The 19,370-nt window shown below is 75.5% G+C and carries 16 protein-coding genes; 8 read left to right on the forward strand and 8 right to left on the reverse strand.

What is annotated here, in order from left to right:
* Positions 1–17: 17 nt before the first annotated feature.
* Together M3673_RS13955 and M3673_RS13960 are read right to left on the reverse strand one after the other, a co-directional pair.
* Entirely contained in the window at positions 18–896 is an 879-nt protein-coding gene (locus M3673_RS13955) for an amino acid ABC transporter permease (RefSeq protein WP_056865031.1), read from the reverse strand.
* Entirely contained in the window at positions 893–1,795 is a 903-nt protein-coding gene (locus tag M3673_RS13960; protein WP_193661793.1) for a transporter substrate-binding domain-containing protein, read from the reverse strand. Before M3673_RS13960 ends, M3673_RS13955 begins: the two co-directional genes overlap by 4 nt.
* Before the next feature lie 151 nt (positions 1,796–1,946).
* On the opposite strand from M3673_RS13960, the gene M3673_RS13965 reads away from it, so the two are divergent.
* Both M3673_RS13965 and M3673_RS13970 read left to right on the forward strand, forming a co-directional pair.
* Positions 1,947–2,501, forward strand: coding sequence for a PadR family transcriptional regulator (locus M3673_RS13965; protein ID WP_251534411.1), 555 nt, complete (start codon positions 1,947–1,949; stop codon positions 2,499–2,501).
* A complete protein-coding gene (locus M3673_RS13970; protein WP_251534412.1) occupies positions 2,498–4,552 on the forward strand; it encodes an FAD-dependent oxidoreductase in 2,055 nt (684 codons plus the stop codon). The genes M3673_RS13965 and M3673_RS13970 overlap by 4 nt, the downstream gene beginning before the upstream one ends.
* Positions 4,553–5,050: 498 nt before the next feature.
* On the opposite strand, the gene M3673_RS13975 is transcribed toward M3673_RS13970, so the two are convergent.
* Positions 5,051–5,677: a TetR family transcriptional regulator gene (locus M3673_RS13975; RefSeq protein ID WP_251534413.1), complete on the reverse strand. Its 627-nt coding sequence runs from the start codon at positions 5,675–5,677 to the stop codon at positions 5,051–5,053.
* 245 nt (positions 5,678–5,922) lie between these two features.
* On the reverse strand, positions 5,923–6,801 hold the full coding sequence (locus tag M3673_RS13980) for an NAD(P)-dependent oxidoreductase (protein ID WP_251534414.1): 879 nt from the start codon (positions 6,799–6,801) through the stop codon (positions 5,923–5,925).
* Between the two features lie 211 nt (positions 6,802–7,012).
* Between M3673_RS13980 and M3673_RS13985 the strand changes: the two genes are divergently transcribed.
* The 3 genes from M3673_RS13985 to M3673_RS13995 are packed head-to-tail and all read left to right on the forward strand — an operon-like array spanning position 7,013 to position 11,170.
* Positions 7,013–8,548: a fatty acyl-CoA synthetase gene (locus M3673_RS13985; protein ID WP_251534415.1), complete on the forward strand. Its 1,536-nt coding sequence runs from the start codon at positions 7,013–7,015 to the stop codon at positions 8,546–8,548.
* Positions 8,549–8,592: 44 nt separating this feature from the next.
* Positions 8,593–9,738: a MalY/PatB family protein gene (locus M3673_RS13990; protein ID WP_251534416.1), complete on the forward strand. Its 1,146-nt coding sequence runs from the start codon at positions 8,593–8,595 to the stop codon at positions 9,736–9,738.
* 25 nt (positions 9,739–9,763) lie between these two features.
* Entirely contained in the window at positions 9,764–11,170 is a 1,407-nt protein-coding gene (locus tag M3673_RS13995; protein ID WP_285839558.1) for a UDP-glucose/GDP-mannose dehydrogenase family protein, read from the forward strand.
* A 24-nt stretch (positions 11,171–11,194) separates the two neighbouring features.
* Here M3673_RS13995 and M3673_RS14000 read toward each other — a convergent pair whose 3' ends face one another.
* From M3673_RS14000 to M3673_RS14010, 3 genes are all read right to left on the reverse strand, one after another.
* Positions 11,195–12,124, reverse strand: coding sequence for a hypothetical protein (locus M3673_RS14000; RefSeq protein ID WP_056865036.1), 930 nt, complete (start codon positions 12,122–12,124; stop codon positions 11,195–11,197).
* Positions 12,121–13,248 carry a sulfotransferase family protein gene (locus tag M3673_RS14005; protein WP_227488778.1) on the reverse strand — a complete coding sequence of 376 codons (1,128 nt, stop codon included), beginning with the start codon at positions 13,246–13,248 and terminating at the stop codon, positions 12,121–12,123. Before M3673_RS14005 ends, M3673_RS14000 begins: the two co-directional genes overlap by 4 nt.
* A 97-nt stretch (positions 13,249–13,345) precedes the next feature.
* Positions 13,346–14,908, reverse strand: coding sequence for a family 1 glycosylhydrolase (locus tag M3673_RS14010; protein WP_251534417.1), 1,563 nt, complete (start codon positions 14,906–14,908; stop codon positions 13,346–13,348).
* A 16-nt stretch (positions 14,909–14,924) separates the two neighbouring features.
* On the opposite strand from M3673_RS14010, the gene M3673_RS14015 reads away from it, so the two are divergent.
* Positions 14,925–15,593, forward strand: a complete 669-nt coding sequence (locus M3673_RS14015) for a pirin family protein (protein WP_251534418.1) — start codon at positions 14,925–14,927, stop codon at positions 15,591–15,593.
* Between the two features lie 447 nt (positions 15,594–16,040).
* Here the strand turns inward: M3673_RS14015 and M3673_RS14020 are convergent, their stop codons facing one another.
* Entirely contained in the window at positions 16,041–16,949 is a 909-nt protein-coding gene (locus M3673_RS14020; RefSeq protein ID WP_251534419.1) for a diacylglycerol kinase family protein, read from the reverse strand.
* Positions 16,950–17,285: 336 nt separating this feature from the next.
* Here M3673_RS14020 and M3673_RS14025 point away from each other — a divergent pair, with 336 nt between their 5' ends.
* Positions 17,286–18,350, forward strand: a complete 1,065-nt coding sequence (locus M3673_RS14025) for a sigma-70 family RNA polymerase sigma factor (protein ID WP_251534420.1) — start codon at positions 17,286–17,288, stop codon at positions 18,348–18,350.
* Positions 18,347–19,264, forward strand: coding sequence for a hypothetical protein (locus M3673_RS14030; protein ID WP_251534421.1), 918 nt, complete (start codon positions 18,347–18,349; stop codon positions 19,262–19,264). The genes M3673_RS14025 and M3673_RS14030 overlap by 4 nt, the downstream gene beginning before the upstream one ends.
* Positions 19,265–19,370 lie beyond the last annotated feature (106 nt).

Below are 19,370 nucleotides of genomic sequence, written 5' to 3' on the forward strand. Positions count from 1 at the left end.
GCCGGTCACAGGGCCGGTCACAGGGCACCGGTCCGCTCGCGACGGGCGTAGCGGCGACCGAGGGCGTCGGTGAGCCGGGCCAGCGGGATGGTGAGGGCGACGAAGAAGAGGGCCACGACGACGTAGGGGGTGTAGTTGAAGTTGTAGTTGGTGTAGTCGCGGGCCACGAAAACCGCCTCGAAGACACCGATCGTGGAGGCCAGGGCGGTGTCCTTCTGCAGCGAGACGAAGTCGTTGAGCAGCGGCGGCACGACGCGGCGCACGGCCTGCGGCACGACGACGAAGCGCATGGTCTGGGTGCGCGAGAGCGCCAGCGCCTCGGCCGAGGCGATCTGGCTGGGGTGGATCGACTCGATGCCGGAGCGGAAGACCTCGGCGACGTAGGCGCTGTAGGAGATCACCAGGGCCGTGGTGGCCCAGAAGAACGGGCTGGTCGGCAGGCCCTGCAGCTGCAGGCCCGGCATGCCGAAGCCCATCAGCAGCACGAGCAGCAGCGTGGGGATCCCGCGCACCACGTCGGTGTAGGCCACCGCGAGCAGCCGCAGCGGCGCCAGCACCGGTGCGCGGGCGCCGCGCGCCAGCGCGATGAGCAGCCCGAGCACCAGGATGATCGGCTCGGCGATCATGAACATCGCGACGTTGATGAGGAAGGCGTCGGCGATGTCGGGCAGCGAGGCGCGGGCGTGGAAGCCGTTGAAGAACGACTCGCGCACCCGCTCCCAGCCCGGCGAGGTCACCAGCAGCAGGCCCAGGCCGGCGAAGAAGACGACCAGCGCCGTGGTCGCGACGCCGATCGAGCGGCGCCGCAGGGCACGGCGTACGGCGCGCCGCTCGAGCTCACGCTCGCTCGGGGTCCAGGTGGCGCCGCCCGCGGGAGCGCCGGTCGGGGACGTCACTGGAGCTGGGGGACGTCCACGACGTCGGAGAGCCAGCGCTGCTCGAGGTCGGCCAGGGTGCCGTCGTCGTCCATCTGGGCCAGCGCGGCGTCGACGCAGGGCACGAGGTCGCTGCCCTTCTCGAAGAGCATCCCGAACTCCTCCTGCTCGCCGGTCTCGGGCTGGAACTGCCCCACGAGCACGCTGTCGGGGATCTCGACGGCGGAGATGTAGAAGGCGGTGGGCAGGTCGGCGAGCACGGCGTCGACCTGGTCGTTCTGCAGGGCCTGCTTGGCGGCGTTGGTGTCCTCGAAGACCACGGCGTCGGCCTCCGGCTGGATGACGTCGCGGATCGCGGTGAGCGAGGTGGTGCCGGTCTGCGCGCCGAGCCGCAGACCCTGCAGGTCCTCCAGGCTGGTGGCCTCGGCGCCGGCGGTGCCCTCGAGGGCGATGACGGCCTGGGCGGCGGAGTAGTAGCCGGAGGAGAAGTCGACGACCTCGGCGCGGGCCGGGGTGATCGAGATCTGGTTGATGTCGAGGTCGAAGTCCTTGGGGCCCGGCTTGTAGCTGGAGTTGAAGGGCACCGTCTGCCAGGTGACCTCGTCGGCGCCGAAGCCCAGGCGGTCGGCGACCTCGTAGGCCACCGCCGACTCGAACCCCTCGCCGTTGGTGGGGTCGTTGTCGGTGAACCACGGGTCGTAGGCCGGGGAGTCGGTGCCGACGGTCAGCGTGCCGTCGGAGACCAGGGTCGCGCCCGCGGCGCACTCGGCCGGGTCGAGGTCGGCGGCCGGCGTGGCCTGCGCCGAGGAGGTGTCGTCGCCGGACCCGCCCGCGCTGCCGGACTCCTCGACCGGGGCGCAGGAGACGGCGAGCAGCACGAGGGGCAGGGACACGAGGGAGGCCGTCCGGCGCAGCAGCATGGACGAATCGTAGGTCGCGCCGGGCCGGTCGCGGTCACGACGGGTCCGCGCCGGGACGCCGGTCACGTCCCAGGAACACGTCGGGGGTCCTTCGGAGGGTGACGAACCCCCCCTCTTGCAACTCGTTGCATAGGTACGTCACCATGGCCGCATGGCCCTCGAGCACGCCCTCCTCGTCGCGCTGCGCGAGCAGCCCGCGGCCGGACTCGAGCTCGCCGGGCGCTTCAGCCGCTCGATCGGCTTCTTCTGGTCGGCCACCCACCAGCAGATCTACCGCGTGCTGGCCCGCATGGAGGCCGACGGCTGGGTCGAGGCCACCCCCGTGCCACAGGCCGGGCGCCCCGACAAGAAGGAGTACGCCGTCACCGCGGCCGGGCGCGAGGCACTCGCCGCGTGGCTGGCCACCCCCGTCGGGCCCGAGCCGATGCGCTCGGAGCTGGCCGTCAAGCTGCGCGGCGCCTCCTTCGGCGAGCGCGAGGCCGTGCTCGACGTCGTGCGCGCCGACCTGGCCGACCACCACCTGCGCCTGGACCACTACCGCCAGCTGATGAAGCGCGACTACCCCGAGCCCGGCCGCCTCGCCGGCCTGGCCCTCGACCAGTACCTCGTGCTGCGCGGCGGCGTGCGGCTCGAGGAGTTCTGGACCCAGTGGCTCGAGGAGTACCTCGACGCCCACACCCGCCCCACCACGGAGGACGACCGATGACCGCCCAGACCCCGCAGCCCGAGCAGCCCGAGCAGCCCCGGCACCCGTTGCTGCTCTCCCCGCTCACCCTCGGCGCGGGCGCCGACGCGCTGACGCTGCGCAACCGGATCGTCATGGGCTCCATGCACACCGGCCTGGAGGACAGCGCGCGGGACCTGCCGGCGCTCGCGGCGTACTTCCGGGAGCGTGCGCGCGGCGGCACCGGCCTCATCGTCACCGGCGGCTACGCCCCCAACCGGCGCGGCTGGCTCAAGCCCTTCGCCTCCGAGCTGACCTCGCGGCGCCAGGCCCGCAGCCACCACCAGGTCACCGGCGCGGTGCACGAGGAGGGCGGGGCGATCGCGCTGCAGGTGCTGCACGCGGGCCGCTACGGCTACCACCCCTTCAGTGTCTCCGCCTCGAGGCGCAGGTCGCCGATCACGCCCTTCACGCCCTCGGCGATGTCGACGCGCACCGTCGACCGCACCGCCTCCGACTTCGCCGACGCCGTCGGCCTGGCGCGTGAGGCGGGCTACGACGCCGTCGAGATCATGGGCTCCGAGGGCTACCTCATCAACCAGTTCCTCGCCGCGCGCACCAACGACCGCACCGACGCGTGGGGCGGCTCGGCCAGCAAGCGGATGCGCTTCCCGGTCGAGGTGGTGCGCCGCGCCCGCGAGGTCGTCGGCGACGACTTCCCGATCGTCTACCGCATCTCGCTGCTCGACCTGGTCGAGGACGGCCAGACCTGGGAGGAGACCGTCGAGCTGGCCCACCTGCTCGAGCAGGCCGGCGTCACCGTGCTCAACACCGGCATCGGCTGGCACGAGGCCCGCGTGCCCACGATCATCACGCAGGTGCCGCGCGGGGCGTGGCGCTCGATGACCGCCCGGCTCAAGGCGGCCGTGTCGGTGCCGGTCTGCGCCTCCAACCGCATCAACACCCCCGACCTGGCCGAGGCCGTGCTGGCCGCCGGCGAGGCCGACCTGGTCTCGATGGCCCGCCCGCTGCTGGCCGACCCCGAGTTCGCGCTCAAGACCGCCCAGGGCCGCTCGGACGAGATCAACACCTGCATCGCCTGCAACCAGGCCTGCCTCGACCACGCCTTCAAGAACCAGAAGGCCTCCTGCCTGGTCAACCCCCGCGCCGGTCGCGAGACCACCCTGCTGCTCACCCCCACCCGCCGCCGCGCCAGCGTCGCCGTCGTCGGCGCCGGGCCCGCCGGGCTCGCCACCGCCGTCTCCGCCGCCGAGCGCGGGCTGGCCGTCACCCTCTTCGAGGCCGGCCCCGAGCTGGGCGGGCAGTTCCGCCTGGCCATGGCCGTGCCCGGCAAGGAGGACTTCGCCGAGACGCTGCGCTACTACCGCCGCCGCCTCGACGTGCTCGGCGTCGACGTGCGCCTCTCCACCCGCGCCGGCGTGGCCGACCTCGCCGGCTTCGACGAGGTCGTCGTAGCCACCGGCGTCACCCCGCGCGTGCCCGACCTCGAGGGCGTCGAGCACCCCAGCGTCGTGTCGTACGCCGACGTGCTCGCCGGTCGCGTCGTGCCCGGGCGCCGCGTCGCCGTCGTCGGCGCCGGCGGGATCGGTGTCGACGTGAGCGTCTGGCTGACCCACGACCCCAGCGAGGACCTCGACGACTGGCTGGCCCACTGGGGCGTCGGCGACCCCTCCCTGCACCGCGGCGGACTCACCGAGCGCAAGCCCCGCGAGCCGCAGCGCGAGGTCACCCTGCTGCAGCGCAAGACCACGATGATCGGCAAGGACCTCGGCAAGACCTCCGGCTGGGCCCACCGCGCCGTGCTCAAGCAGTCGGGCGTCACCCAGGTCGCCGGCGCCACCTACCACCGCGTCGACGACGCCGGCCTGCACTACTCCGTCGACGGCGTCGAGACCGTGCTCCCCGTCGACCACGTCGTGCTCTGCGCCGGGCAAAAGTCGGTGCGCGACCTCTACGACGACCTCGTCGCCGCCGGCGTCACCGCCCACCTCGTCGGCGGCGCCGACGTCGCCGCCGAGCTCGACGCCAAGCGCGCCATCGAGCAGGGGACCCGGGTGGCGGCGGGGCTCTGAGCCTGCTGCGGGTTTCACCAGTCGGCTGGCGACACCCGCACTGGTCGGCCCGTGCGTGGGCCGACCAGTGCGGGTCCGGGCCGACAGGTGGGACGCAGGTGGCTGGTGGGACTCCGGCTCTCGCCCGCGCGCGGTCTCGCGCGGCGGGGGCCGGCGTGCGGGAAGTGGCGGCGAACGACAGGTCCACCGGCCTCGGGCTCGTCGTATGCCGCCACTCCGGGCCTCGGCACCGGTACGGCGCTGCGGGTTTCGCCGGTCGGCTGGCGAAACCCGCACCTGTCGGCCCAGACCCGCACGGGGCGGGCCCGCGGGGGGCACCTGCACAGCGTCGGGGCCGGGGTGCGGGAAGTGGCGGCGAACGGCAGGTCCACCCGTCCTGAGCTCGTCGTGTGCCGCCACTCCGCTGCGGCACCGGTACGGCGCGGCGGGTTTCACCGGTCGGCTGGCGAAACCCGCACCTGTCGGCCCAGCCCCGCACAGGCCGACGGGGTCGCGGGGTCAGCCGAGCAGGGCCGCGCGGGCGTGGGTGGACCAGAGGCCCACGTGGGGGTCGGTGGCGGCGGGCCGCTGGTCGAAGGCGTAGGTGAGCGCGACGCCGCGCATGCTGGTGTTGAGCAGTTCTCGCGTCGCGGCGTACGCCGGGAGCGCCACGAGGTCGGCGCCGAGCATGCGGTCGGTCGCGGCGCGCACCTGCTCGCCGACCGCGCGCTCGGCGGGGCGCAGCGCCTGCGCGAGGGCGGGGGTGTGACGCGCGGCGAGCCAGAGCTCGGTCGCGGCCCAGAAGTAGTCCTCACGGTAGGTCGACCACAGCACCGCGACGGCGGCGTCGATGCGCTCCCCGGGGTCGGCCGGCCACGTCGTCCGGGCGCCGAGGGCGGCGATCCGGGCCGTGGCGAGGTGGGCGACGGCGGCGACGAGCAGGTCGTCGCGGGAGGGGTACTGGTGCAGCAGCCGCCCCCGCGACACCCCGGCCAGCTGCTGGATGCGCAGCGTCGAGGCGCCGGCGTAGCCGTGCTCGACCAGCGCCTGCACGGCCGCGTCGAGCACCTGCTGACGGGTGACCAGGCTCGGACGGCGGGTGGCACGCCCGGCCGCCGATCCGCCCGCGCCCCCAGCTCCGGCCACGCCCCCAGCTCGGCCAGCGGCGCCCGCAGCGCGCGCAGCGCCCACATCGCCCACACCGCCCGCACCGCCCGCAGCGTCCGCGCGGCCACGGCTGTCAGCCCAGCCGGGACGGTCGACCCGACCAGCCCGGACCGCGCCCCCGTCGCAATTGCCGAGGGCGCCCTCGCCACCACCGCCGACGCCGTCACCACCCCCGCGGACGCCGCCGCTCCCGCGGGGACCCCCGCCGCCGTCGCCGGCCACGCTCAGTCCAGCGGGTCGAGGAACAGGTCGGCCTCGAGGGGGCCGTCGCCGGGGCCGGCGCGGTAGCCCGAGAGGTCGGTGACGCCCTCCTCGGCGAGCACCTCGTCGTCGATGTAGAAGTGGCCGGTGCAGGCGCGCGGGTCGCGGGCGAGGATCGCGTGGGCGGCGTCGGCGACGATCTCGGGGGTGCGCGAGCGGGCGACGGCCTCGTCGCCGCCGAGCAGGTTGCGCACGGCGGCGGTGGCGATCATGGTGCGCGGCCACAACGAGTTGGCGGCGATGCCGCGGTCCTTGAGCTCCTCGGCGAGGCCGAGGGTGACCAGGCTCATCGAGTACTTCGCCATCGTGTAGGCGAGGTACTTCCCCGCCCACCGCGGGTCGAGGTCGAGCGGCGGCGAGAGCGTCAGCACGTGGGCGTGGTCGGAGCGCTCGAGCCACGGCAGCGCGGTCTTCGACAGCAGGAACGTGCCGCGGGCGTTGATGGCCATCATCAGGTCGTACTTCTTCATCGCGATGTCGCTGGTCGACGACAGGTCGAGCGCGGAGGCGTTGTTGACCACGACGTCGATGCCGCCGAAGCGCTCGACGGCCTGGTCGACGGCCGACCGCACGTCCTCCTCGTTGCGCACGTCGCCGACCACCGCGAGGGCCTGTCCGCCGGCGGCCTCGATCTCGGCCGCGGCGGTGTGCACCGTGCCCTCCAGGCGCGGGTCGGGCTCCGCGGTCTTGGCCAGCATCACCACGTTGGCGCCGTCGCGGGCCGCGCGCAGCGCGATGGCCAGGCCGATGCCGCGGCTGCCGCCCGACATCAGCAGGGTGCGGTCGGCGAGCGGGGCGGCTCCTGCGGCGGCGGGGGACGCGGGGGTGGGGTCTGCGGGCACGGGGAGTCTCCTCGGGTCGGTGTCCGGCCACGGTAGGAGTCGCGGGCGATGACGGTCAACGCTGACTGTTATGAGTTGGTAGCGTCCGCGGCATGACGTGCGTCACGCCCGTCGCCGGCCACCGTGCCGCCACCCCGGTCGTCCACCCCAGTCGTCCGCCCCAGTCGTCCGCCCCGGACGTCCACCCCAGTCGTCCGCCCCAGGAGGCCCCGTGAGCCCCGACGTCCGCTCCAGCACCGTCGACGACGTGCTGCGCCGCTCCGCCCTGCGCTGGCCCGCGCGCACCGCGCTGGTCTTCGACGAGCGCCGCTGGACCTACGCCGACCTCGACGCCGCGGTGACCCGGGCCGCGGCGCACCTGCTGGCCCTGGGCCTGGAGCGCGGCGACCGCGTGGCCACCGTGGGCGCCAACTCCGACGCCTACCTGCTGGCCTTCCTCGGCTGCGCCCGCGCCGGGCTCGTGCACGTGCCGGTCAACTACGCCCTCGCCGGCGACGAGCTGGCCTACCTGCTCACCGACGCCGGCGCCCGGGTCGCCCTGGTCGACCCCGCCCTCCGGGCGGGGGTCGAGGCCGTGCGCGCGACCACCTCGGTGGAGCAGGTGCACGCGCTGCACGGCGAGGACGGGGCGGTGCTGGAGCGGTGGGCGAGCGGGGAGGTGCCGAGGCTCGACCTGCCGCAGCCCGTCGCCGACACCGACCTGGTGCAGCTGCTCTACACCTCCGGCACGACCTCGGCGCCCAAGGGCGCGATGATGACCCACCGCGCGCTGGTGCACGAGTACGTCTCCACCGTCGTCGCGCTGGCCTGCCACGAGGGCGACGACCCGCTGCACTGCATGCCGCTCTACCACTCCGCCGGCATGCACGTGTTCCTGCTGCCCTACCTCGCCGTCGGCGCCACCAACCACCTGATGCCGCGCCCCGACGTGCCCGACGTGCTGCGCCGCGTCGAGGAGCACGGCCACGGCGCGCTCTTCCTCGCCCCCACCGTCTGGGTGCCGCTGGCCAACCACCCCGACCTCGCCACCCGCGACCTGTCCTCGCTGCGCAAGGCCTTCTACGGCGCCTCGATCATGCCCGGGCCCGTGCTGGCCCGCCTCCAGGAGCGACTGCCCGGGCTGGCGTTCTACAACTGCTTCGGGCAGAGCGAGATCGGGCCGCTGGCCTCCGTGCTCGGCCCCGAGGAGCACGCCGAGCGCCCCGACTCGTGCGGTCGCACCGTGCTCTTCGTCGAGGCCCGGGTGGTCGACGAGACCGGCGCCGACGTCGAGCCCGGCACCGCCGGCGAGCTGCTCTACCGCTCCCCGCAGCTGTGCACGGGCTACTGGGGCAAGCCCGAGGCCACCGCGGAGGCCTTCGTCGACGGGTGGTTCCACTCCGGCGACATGGTCACCCGCGACGCCGAGGGCTACCTCACCGTCGTCGACCGGATCAAGGACGTCATCAACACCGGCGGGGTGCTGGTGGCCTCCCGCGAGGTCGAGGACGCCCTCTACACCCATCCGGCCGTGGCCGAGGTCGCCGTCGTCGCCATGCCCGACGACCGCTGGATCGAGGCCGTCACCGCCGTCGTCGTGGTCCGCGAGGGCCACTCCGTCGAGCCCGACGAGCTCGTCGCCCACGCCCGGACCCGGCTGGCCGCCTTCAAGGTGCCCAAGCGGGTGCACCTGGTCGGGGAGCTGCCGCGCAACCAGAGCGGCAAGCTGCTCAAGCGCGTCCTGCGCGACGACCTGCGCGACGCGTGAGCGACGGCAGCGGACCGCCGGGCCCCGGACGCTAGCGTCGGGGCATGATCCGCGACCTCACCGACGCCGAGGCGCGCGCCGCGCTGGTCAACAAGTGGGCCGTGCCCGACGACGTGCTGCCGGCCTGGGTGGCCGAGATGGACTACGCGGTGGCGCCGGCCATCACCCGCGCCCTGCACGAGGCGGTGGAGCGCGGCGTGACCGGCTACCCCGCGCTCGAGCACGACGGCGGCGCGCTCGGCGCGGCGTACGCCGGGTTCGCGCGGCGCCGCCACGGGTGGGAGGTCGACCCCGGGCTGGTGCTGCCGACCGTCGACGTCAGCGCCGGGGTGCGGCTGGTGCTCGACGCGCTGAGCGACCCCGGCCCCGTGGTGCTGCCGCTGCCGGCCTACGCACCCCAGCTGGACCTGCCCGGGGTGACCGGACGCGAGCGGTGGGACCTGCCGGTGACCCCCGACGGCGACGCCTACGCGCTCGACCTCGACCACCTCGAGCGGCTGCTGGAGCGCGGGGCGCGCACCCTGCTGCTGACCCAGCCGCACAACCCCTGCGGCCACGTGCACACCCGCGCGGAGCTGGAGGCCGTGCGCGACCTGGTGGTGCGCCACGGGGCGCGGGTGGTCAGCGACGAGATCCACGCGCCGCTGGTGCTGCCCGGCGCCGAGCACGTGCCGTACCTCTCGCTGGAGGGCACCGCCGACCACGCCGTGGCCCTGGTGGCGGCGAGCAAGGCCTTCAACACCGCGGGGCTGAAGTGCGCGCAGGTGGTGAGCGGCGACGCCGCCACCCACGCCCGGCTCACGGCCGTGCCGATGGTGCGCAACGACTCCTGGTCCTCCCTCGGCGTGGTGGCCTCGGTGGCGGCCTACACCGAGGGCGACGCGTGGCTCGACGCGCTGCTGGTGCGCCTCGACGAGCAGCGCAGCCTGCTGGCCGACCTGCTGGCCGAGCACCTGCCGGCCGCGCGGATGCGGCCCCTGGAGGCGACCTACCTCGCCTGGCTCGACCTGCGGTCCTCCGGCCACGACGACCCGGCCGCGGTGGCCCTGGAGCACGGGCGGGTGCGGCTGGCGCCCGGCCACGACTACCACCCCGGGCTGGTCGGTCACGCCCGGCTCAACGTCGCGACCAGCGCCACCCGGCTGTCGGAGATCGTTCGTCGCCTGGCCGTGGCGCTGTCACCTCGTTGATCCGCGGGGGCGTCTGACTGGGGCCATGACCCTCCCGGCGACGCCCGCGACCGACCGGCCGACGGGCCGGCCCTCCCCCGCCACCGGCACCGTCGAGCTGCCGCCGGAGTCGCGCCGGCGCCTCGTGGTGATCGGCTGCGGCTACCTCGGTGCCACCCACGCGGCCTGCATGGCCGAGCTGGGCCACGAGGTGCTCGGCGTCGAGGTCGACCCCGCGCGGCTGGCGGCGCTGCAGGCCGGCCGGGTGCCCTTCCACGAGCCGGGCCTGGCCGAGCTGCTGGCGCGCCACGTGGCCTCGGGGCGGCTGCGCTTCACCGACTCCTACGCCGAGGCCGGGGCCTTCGGCGACGTGCACTTCGTCTGCGTCGGCACCCCGCAGCGCGGCGACAGCCTCGGCGCCGACACCTCCCACGTGGAGGCCGCGGTGGCGTCGCTGGCCCCCCACCTCGACCGGCCCGCCCTGGTCGTCGGCAAGTCCACGGTGCCGGTCGGCACGGCCGCCTCGCTGGCCGCGACCCTGGACGCGCTCTCGCCGGCCCCCGACGACGTCGACCTGGCCTGGAGCCCGGAGTTCCTGCGCGAGGGCTTCGCGATCGCCGACACCCTGCGCCCCGACCGGGTGGTGGTCGGCGTGGCCTCCGAGCGCGCCGAGAAGCTGCTGCGCGAGCTCTACGCCCCGCAGGTCGACGCCGGCTGCCCGCTGGTGGTCACCGACCTCGCGACCGCCGAGCTGGTCAAGGTCGCCGCCAACGCGTTCCTGGCCACCAAGATCTCCTTCGTCAACGCCGTCAGCGAGGTCTGCGAGGCCGCCGGCGCCGACGTCGTCGACCTCGCCGAGGCGCTGGGCCACGACGCCCGCATCGGCCACCGCTTCCTGCGCGCCGGGATCGGCTTCGGGGGCGGCTGCCTGCCCAAGGACATCCGCGCCTTCGTCCACCGCGCCGGCGAGCTCGGGGTCGAGGACACCATGTCCTTCCTGCGCCAGGTCGACGCCATCAACCAGCGCCAGCGCCAGCGCGTCGTGCAGCTGTCGACCGCCCTGCTCGGCGGCAGCGTCACCCGCACCCGGATCGCGGTGTGGGGCGCGGCCTTCAAGCCCGACAGCGACGACGTGCGCGACTCACCGGCGCTCTCGATCGCCGGCAGGCTGCACCTGCGCGGCGCGACCGTCACCGTGCACGACCCCGCCGCGGGCGGCACGGCGCGCGCGGCGTACCCGACGCTGACCTACGCCGACTCCCCGCTCGAGGCCTGCCGCGACGCCGACCTGCTGCTGCACCTCACCGAGTGGAGCGACTACCGCGAGGTCGACGTGGCCGAGGTGGGCCGGGTCGTGCGGCGCAAGCAGCTGCTCGACGGGCGCAACGCTCTCGACGCCGCGCTGTGGCGCGAGCACGGGTTCACCGTGCGGGGGATGGGCCGCCGGCCCTGAGCGGCGGCGGCCGGACCCCTCGGCTCAGACGTTGAAGCGGCCGCGGCGCCGCACGAGCGGGCGGGGGGCCTGGGGCAGCCAGGTGCGGGTCACGTGGTCGATCACGTGCACGCCGGGGGGCGCCTCGATGCGGTGCAGGCCGAGCAGCTCCTCGCCGCGGCCCTCGCTCAGGGCGGTGAAGACCTCCCACTCGCGCCGCTTGCGGGGGGCGCGGGAGGAGTCGAAGTCGGTGGTCGAGGTCCAGTGGGTGAACTCGTCGCGGTCGAGCCACTTCAACTCCACGACCATCCCCTCGGGGGCGATGATGCGGTCGGAGTCGTCGGGGAACTCGCGCACCTCCCACTCGAAGGCCTTGACGAACGTGAACTCCGGGCCCATCGGGTAGACCCATGGCTCCAAGAAGCGGTAGCCGAGGTCGAGCCAGGCCACCGAGTCGCTCTCGACGGTGAGCGGGTGGCGCGGCAGGGCGACCACGGCCCCCGACTCCTCCAGCTGCCACGACAGGTCGGCCAGCAGGGCGACGCCCTCGCGGGTGAGCACCATGTCGCCGTCCCACTTCATCGAGTAGGACGTGCGGACCTGGGAGAGCGACCAGTTGTAGAAGTGGGTCAGCGAGTGCACCGAGTCGGGCGGGGTGGCCAGGTGCTCGGTGCCGGCCCGGGCGACCTGGAAGGGGTAGTCGAGCACGGTGAGCCGCTCGCCGGCGCCGAGCTCGTCGGCGATGCGGCGGGCCTCCTCGGCGGTGCCGTCGTCGGAGAGGTTGTCGACGACGATGACGTGCTGCACCGCCTCGAGCATCCCGGGCAGCACCCACGGCAGGTTGTGGGCCTCGTTGCGCATCCGGAAGACGCAGGTCAGCCCGGGGGTGAGCCGGCCCTGGCGCCACGGCCAGCGCACGTCGTAGGTCGGGTCGCCCTCCAGGCAGGGGATGTCGGCGCCGCGCACCGGGCTCATCGCGACCTGCCCGCGGCCTTGCGCAGGCCCCGGCGCACCGAGGGCGGCACCAGGGCGCGGACCTTGTGGGGCACCTTGTCGGCGCGCCCGCCGTCGCTCGCGGTCTGCGGAGGCGCGACCTTGGCCAGGGCCTCGCGGCGGGCGGCGAGCGCGGCCGACTCGGCGATGGCGGCCGACTCGTCGTAGAGCTCGGCGTAGGCGGCGCGCAGCTCGTCGAGGCGCTCGTGGGTCGCGGCGACGTCGCCGTCGTCGTCGGCGAGCCGGTCGAGGGCCACCCACGACTCCTGGGCGATCTCGCGCAGGCGGCGCGGCACCTGGACGTCGTCCCAGGTCAGCTGCACGCGGCGCAGGTTGGGGTCGATGAACTGGTGCACGGCGCGGATGTCGTTGGCCGAGGCCGACTTCACCGCGTCGAGGTCGAAGCGCTGCCCGACGCCGAAGACCGGCACCGTCCAGTCCTGGAGCAGGTCGCCGTAGCGCACGAAGGCGCGCACCGAGCCGCGGGTGGAGCGCTCGGTGTGGAGCATCATGTTGACCCAGGCGGCGGTGCGGCTGATCTCGCCGAACTTCGAGGAGTAGTACTTCTGCTTGCTCCCCACGACCTCGGTCGGCGGGCGCAGCATGGTGACGTACGCCGGCGTCGCGTCGCAGCGCAGCGCGGCCGCGCGCCACAGGCCGAGGAACCACGCCATGCGCGGGTCCTTGACGACCAGCTCGGGCCCGCCCTCGACGAACTGCTCCTCCAGCCAGGTGTGCAGCCGGGTGCGCAGCGGGCCGAAGGTGGCCAGCTTGCCCGACTCGAACCACGCCGAGGGCCGGCCGTCGGAGACCTGCACGTTGCAGCGCTTGAGCAGCTCGTCGTGGAAGTCGACGACCCACTGCGGCTCGCCGAAGCCCTTGGGGTTGGTCTCGTCGGCCACGACCTCGGGCTGGGGCACGTGCATGCCGAGCGCCTGGAGGGTGCCGGCCATGGTGCTCGTGCCGCTGCGGCCCGAGCCGACCACGAAGACGATCCGGCGGGGCACGGGCGGCGCGTCGGCCAGCGGGTCGGCCGCGTCGACGGGCGCCGCGGGGTCGGAGCCGGGCTCGGGGGTGGGGGTGGACCCCGGGGTCTCGGACGACATGCGCGACAGCCTAACGACGCGTGGCCCCCGGCGGGGTCGTCGCGGGTCGTCGTCGCGGGTGGTGCGCCGCGCGGGGCCGCCAGGGCGCGGCGGCCGCTCAGCCCAGGGAGCGGGTCTGGGCACCGACGACGGCGGCCAGCCAGTGGTAGGCCGGGCGCGGCGTGCGCGCGCCGTCGACCGGGTCGACCGCCAGCAGGCCGACCGGGGCGAGCGCGCCGGCGGGCCCGGCGTCGGTCGCGGACGCCGCTGCCTGGTCGAGCAGCGGTCCGACGTGGAGGGCGCGGACGTCGACGCCGCGCTGCACCGCGGTGGCCACGGCCCGCAGGTGGCCCTCGAGGCGGCTGGTACGGGGGTCGACGGGCAGGTCGGAGCCGTCAGAGCCGTCAGAGCCGTCAGAGCCGTCAGAGCCGTCAGAGCCGTCAGAGCCGTCAGGGCCGTCAGGGCCGTCGGGGGCGAGCGTGGTGGTCCCGGGGGTGCCGGCGTCGGCGGGGGTCGCGGGCTCGACGTACGGGGCGGGCGCGAGCGTGACCTGGAGCGGGGGGAGGGCGGCGCGGTAGCGGGCGCGGAACATGATCAGCCACTCGCGCAGCGCGTCGGGCACGACGGGGGTGCCGGCGTCGGTCTCGGGGTAGCCGAGCAGCTCGCAGCGCTCGAAGGGCACCTCCGACTCCTCCCCCGCGATGCCGATCTTGAGCGGGCTGTCGTAGGTGACGCCGTAGAAGTCGAGGGGCTGGCGGATGGTGGCCAGGTCGCCGTCGCGCACGACGCCCTCGAGGAGGGGCTGGAGGTCGACGGGGTAGCGGCCGAGCAGCATCGGCTCGAGGAAGAGCGCGTTCCACAGGGCGTCGTGGAGCTTGGTGGCGGCGACGTCGGCGACGTCCTCGCTGGCGGGCCACATGGGTGCGTGGTGGTTGGCGCAGCCGATGCTCGGGCCGGTGACCGCCCCGTCGACCAGGGGGTCGGCCAGGGGGTCGGCCAGGGGGTCGACCAGAGGGTCGGCCAGGGGGTCGGCAGCGGTGGCGGGGTCGGCGAGTGGGTCGGCGGCGCCCCTGCCCGGTGGCGCGACCGGGGACCGACCGCGGGCGGTGGCGCGCAGGGCGAGGACGGCCCGCCCGTGGGCGAGCAGCAGGTGGTGGGCCACGGGGAGCGCGTCGAAGGCGAGGCTGAGGCCGGGCGCCGCGCGACCGGTCATGTGGCCCTCGACGAGCAGCCGCGCGGGCTGGTCCACCGGCACCCAGTGCTCGACGCGGTCGCCCCAGCGCTCGCCGGCCAGGGCGGCGAGGTCGGCGAGGCGGTCGGCGGTGGCGCGGTTGAGCCAGCCGCCGTCGGCCTGCAGCGGCTCGGGCAGCACGCCGTCGTGGAGGGTCACCGACGGTCGGATCCCGGCGGCGGCCAGGGCGTCGAGGAGGAGGTCGACGTGGCGGGCCTCGGTCTCCTCCAGGGGCCCCGCGCCGCTGGGCTGGAGCCGCGGCCACGAGAGCGCGACGCGGGCCGAGGTCACGCCGAGCCCGGCGAGCCGGCCAACGTCGGCGGCCGCGGTGGCGCAGTCGCGCGCCCCCGGGGCCCGGGTCAGCCCGAGCCCGTCGGCGTCCACGCCGACGGCGAAACCGGGGGGCAGCACGGGCAGGGACCCGTCGCCGGGCCGGTGGGGGGACGGCACGGGCACAATGATGCCCGTGAGCGTCGAGATCCGTCGGGGAACTGTCCGCTTCGTCAGCCGGGCCGCGAGGCGGGAGACGAAGCACTCCTTCGCCTTCGGCGAGCACTACGACCCCGAGCGGCTCTCGTTCGGCCCGGTCGTGTGCCACGACGACCACCACCTGCGCGGCGGCACCGGCTTCGAGGCCCACCGCCACACCGACCTGGAGATCGTCACCTACGTCGTCAGCGGCGCGCTGGAGCACTCCCACACGGTCGACGACACCGCCGCCGAGCCGGTCCGCGTCGAGGCCGGGTCGCTGGCGCTGCTGAGCGCCGGCGCCGGCGTGAGCCACAGCGAGGTCGCCGTCAGCGGCGCGGGCCCGGTGCGCTTCGTGCAGGTGTGGCTGCGCCCCGACGAGCCCGGCGCGACGCCGTCGTACGCCGTGCACCCCGACGCCACCTCGCTCGAGGTGCCGGGCGTGGCCGGGGCGCGGCTCGACGTCGTGCGGCTCGGCACGGGCGAGGCCACGACCCTGCCCGAGGCCGCGCGGGTGCACGCCTTCGTGTCCCGGGGCGCGCTGGTGCGCTCCTCGCTGGCCGAGCCGGTGCAGGCCGGCGACGCCTTCCTCTTCGTCGACGAGCCGGCCCACGAGGTCACCGCCGCGGTGCCCACCGAGCTTCTGGTCTGGTCCTTCCGGTCCTGACCGGACCAGGTATCGCGGGTCGACTCCCGAAGAGCGCTCGATCGGACGCCGGGGCCACGGGTCGATCGGAGACCTGCCCGATCTCCTGCGCAGCGTCCTGCCCCGAGCCCAGAGGCGGGCCCCCGCCGCCGCCCCCCACCGACGGCCCGCGGCCCCCTGGCACGAACGCGTCCTGGGGTTGATCGAACGTTCGTTCAACCGCAGACACGTCGCCGTCCGAGGGGCTTCTGAGCCCGCGCCGCGCCCGCCACCAGCGCCGGCGACTGCCGGGCGCGGACCGCCCGGACAGAAGGGGCGACCGGTGTGGCGGGGCCCCGGGGGCGACCGGGCAGGCAGGTGAGGGCGAGCGGGGTGAGGCGGAGCGGGGCAAGGCGGAGCGGGGCAAGGCGGAGCGGGGCAAGGCGGAGCGGGGTGAGCCGGGGTGAGGCGACGCGCGCGGCCGTCGTCTCAGCCGACGACGCGGAGCGCCCCGGGCCGCAGCTCGACGACGGCGGCCGGGCCGCCGAGCCCGGGCAGCGATCCGAGGGCCTCGCCGTCGGCGCCCACCGGCACCGGCGCACGGGCGTCGGCGGCGATCTCGACGCGTCGCCCGGTGAGCACCGTGACCTCGGGCAGCTCGACGTGGGAGCCGCCGTAGATCCGCGGGAAGCGCCGGATCAGCTCCAGGCGCGAGGCCGCCTCGACCACGACGACGTCGAGCAGCCCGTCGTCGACGCGGGCGGACGGGGCGATGCGCATGCCCTGGCCGTAGTAGCCGGAGTTGGCGACGACGACGGTGGCTGCGGCGTACTCCGCGACCACGCCGTCGACGACGACGTGGAAGCGGCCGGGCTGGTAGGTCGCCAGGGCGCGGACGGCGCCGAGGGGGTACTGCAGCGGCTTCGGCGTCCAGCGCATCCGGTCCACCAGCGCGGCGGCGCGGGCGTCGACCCCGCTGTAGACCGAGCCGGCGACCAGGCGCTCGGGCGCGCCGGGGGCCTGCCAGGAGAGCAGGTCGACGCGGCGCTCCGCCCCGTGGAGCAGCAGCTCGGCGACCTCCTCGGGCTCCGTGGGCAGCCCCAGCATGCGGGCGAAGTCGTTGCCCCGACCCGCGGGCAGCACGCCGACGACCCCGCCCCCCGCGCAGACCGCACCGACCAGGTGCGACAGCGTGCCGTCGCCACCGACGGCGACGACGACGTCACCGCGCTCGACGGCCCGGGCCACGAGCGCCGCCACCGCCTGCGGGCCCGAGGAGGACGCGACGTCGACCCGGGCACCGGCGCCACGCAGCAGCCGCGCGACCGGCAGGACCGCCTGGGGTGCGGCGCCGTCGCCCGAGGCGGGATTGACGAGGAACGTGAAGGATCGGGTCACGGGGGAAGCACTCCGGGGTCGAGGATGCCGGTCGGGTCTGCGGTGCGGGTGGGTGATCGTGCCACCCGCGGCCATGATGGCGCCGCTCGCGCCGCTCCTGACGGCGCCCCACCGTGGCGGTGGTGCGGGCCGGGTCGGCGTACGCCTCCCCCTCAGCCTCCGGGCCGGGTCGGCGCTCCCCGCCCGGGCCGCCCGGCCCGCCCACCGGGGCCCGTCGCGCGTCGACCGGCCGCCCAGCGATGAGTCCGACCGTCGACGCCGGTCGGTGGGAGGGAGCACACTGCTGGACGACAGGAGCGCACGATGACGGTGGCGACGGCGACGAGGGACCAGGCCATGACCGAGACAGCGACATCCGCGGCGGCACCCGCGGCGACACCCGCGGCGACGACAGGCGGCGCCGAGCTCGCCGACTTCCCCGCGCTCACCGAGCGCTACCAGCGCGAGCTGCTGGCCCACTGCTACCGGATGAGCGGCTCCGTGCACGAGGCCGAGGACCTCGTGCAGGAGACCTTCCTGCGCGCCTGGCGCGCCTCGGCCGACTTCCAGGGCCGCTCGTCGGTGCGCACGTGGCTCTACCGGATCGCCACCAACGTCTGCCTGACCAACCTCGAGGGCCGACCCCGTCGTCCGCTCCCGGCCGGCCTCGGCACCGCCGACCAGCCGGCCGGCGACGCCCTGGAGGAGAACCACGAGATCGCCTGGCTCGAGCCCGTGCCCGACGCCGCCGTGGTCGTCGCCGAGCGCGACTCCATCCGGCTGGCCTTCGTGGCCGCGCTCCAGCACCTCCCGGCCCGGCAGCGGGCCGTGCTCATCCTGCGCGACGTGCTGCGCTGGTCGGCCGCGGAGGTCGCGGCCGCCCTCGACACCACGCCCGCGGCGGTCAACTCCGCCCTCCAGCGCGCCCACGCCCAGATGACCCAGCGCGGCCTCACCGAGGACACCGTCGAGCAGGACCTCACCGGCGACCAGGAGCGGCTGCTCGAGGCCTACGTCGACGCCTTCTGGCGCAAGGACGTCGACCGCATCGTCGGCATGCTGCGCGCCGACGCGATCTGGGAGATGCCGCCCTTCACGGGGTGGTACGTCGGCGCCGACAACATCGGCGCCCTCATCGGCGGCCAGTGCCCCGGCGGCCACCACGACATGCCGATGCTGGCCACCGCCGCCAACGGCCAGCCCGCCTTCGGTCTCTACATGCGCACCCCCGCGGGCGACTTCGAGCCCTTCCACCTCCAGGTGGTCGAGCTCGACGCCGACCGCGTACGCCACGTGCGGGCCTTCTTCGGGGTCGACTTCACCGCCTTCGGGCTGCCCGCCCGGCTGCCCGCGACCTACGAGCCCGGCGACCCCGCGCCGGCGGTCGACCCGGCCGTCGCCGCGCCGGCGAGCCACCGGTGACCTCGCAGCTCGACCCGGCGGTCGAGCTGCTGGAGCGCTCCCTGGCCCACACCCGGGTCGTCCTCCACGACCTGGAGACGGCGCTGCCCTCACGACCCGGGCTGCTGCGGGCGCCGACGCCGTGCACCGCGTGGGACCTCGAGGCGCTGCTCGCCCACCTCGCCGACTCCCTCGACGCCTTCACCGAGGCCGCCGTTGGTCACGTGGAGATGGCCCGCCCACCGGATGCCGGCGCGTCGCAGGATCCCGGGGGGCCGACGCGGACGTCCCCGCCCGGCACGCCGTGGTGCGATCCGACGGCCGACCCGGTCGGGCAGGTGCGCGACGTACGCCGGCGGGCCGACCTCCTGCTCACCGCCTGGGTCTCCCGGGCCCACGCCGTGCGCTCGGGCGGCCGCGGTGCAGGGCGTCGCCCCTCCGCGCCTGCGGACGCCACGCCCGGCGACCCGGCACGCCCGACGGGCCCGGCGGAGTCAGCGGGCTCGGTCGTCGGCGGTGACCCGGAGGGCCCGGACGACGGCGCCGAGGTGGTCGCGGTGGCCGACCGCTCCCTGGGCGTGGCGACCGTGGTGGCAGCGGCGGCGCTCGAGGTCGCCGTGCACGGCTGGGACGTCGCCCGGGCAGCGGGACTCGACCGCACGCTGCCCGACGCCCTCGCCGCCGACCTGCTGCCGGTCGCGCGCGCCTGCGTCGGGCCGGCCGACCGCGGCCCGCGCTTCGCGCCCGCCCTCCCCACCGGCGGCGGGCCCGTCGGCCGACCCGGTGCGCGGGGCGCCGACCGGCTGTCCGGTCCGTGCACCGCGACGCTGATGGCCCACCTGGGTCGTGACCTGACTGGACCGCTGCGGGAGGACCCGCGTCTCGGCGACACCAATCCCGGCGAACGCCCACCACCGGGCCGTCGCGCTTCCTAACCTGTGCCCATGCAGGCCACCACGGCCGCCGCGACCGGCGGCCGGCACCTCGAGGACGCTCCGTCGACCGCACCCGCGCCGTCCGCGGCCACGCCGCCCCGACCCG

Origin of the sequence: Nocardioides sp. P86, assembly GCF_023712465.1 — a bacterium.
Classification (GTDB): Bacteria; Actinomycetota; Actinomycetes; order Propionibacteriales; family Nocardioidaceae; genus Nocardioides; species Nocardioides kribbensis.

Coding starts and splice junctions, on each gene's coding strand:
- M3673_RS13960 (WP_193661793.1), bottom strand. CDS start 1,795: ATGCTGCTGCGCCGGACGGCCTCCCTCGTGTCCCTGCCCCTCGTGCTG.
- M3673_RS13965 (WP_251534411.1), top strand. CDS start 1,947: ATGGCCCTCGAGCACGCCCTCCTCGTCGCGCTGCGCGAGCAGCCCGCG.
- M3673_RS13970 (WP_251534412.1), top strand. CDS start 2,498: ATGACCGCCCAGACCCCGCAGCCCGAGCAGCCCGAGCAGCCCCGGCAC.
- M3673_RS13990 (WP_251534416.1), top strand. CDS start 8,593: ATGATCCGCGACCTCACCGACGCCGAGGCGCGCGCCGCGCTGGTCAAC.
- M3673_RS13995 (WP_285839558.1), top strand. CDS start 9,764: ATGACCCTCCCGGCGACGCCCGCGACCGACCGGCCGACGGGCCGGCCC.
- M3673_RS14000 (WP_056865036.1), bottom strand. CDS start 12,124: ATGAGCCCGGTGCGCGGCGCCGACATCCCCTGCCTGGAGGGCGACCCG.
- M3673_RS14005 (WP_227488778.1), bottom strand. CDS start 13,248: ATGTCGTCCGAGACCCCGGGGTCCACCCCCACCCCCGAGCCCGGCTCC.
- M3673_RS14025 (WP_251534420.1), top strand. CDS start 17,286: ATGACCGAGACAGCGACATCCGCGGCGGCACCCGCGGCGACACCCGCG.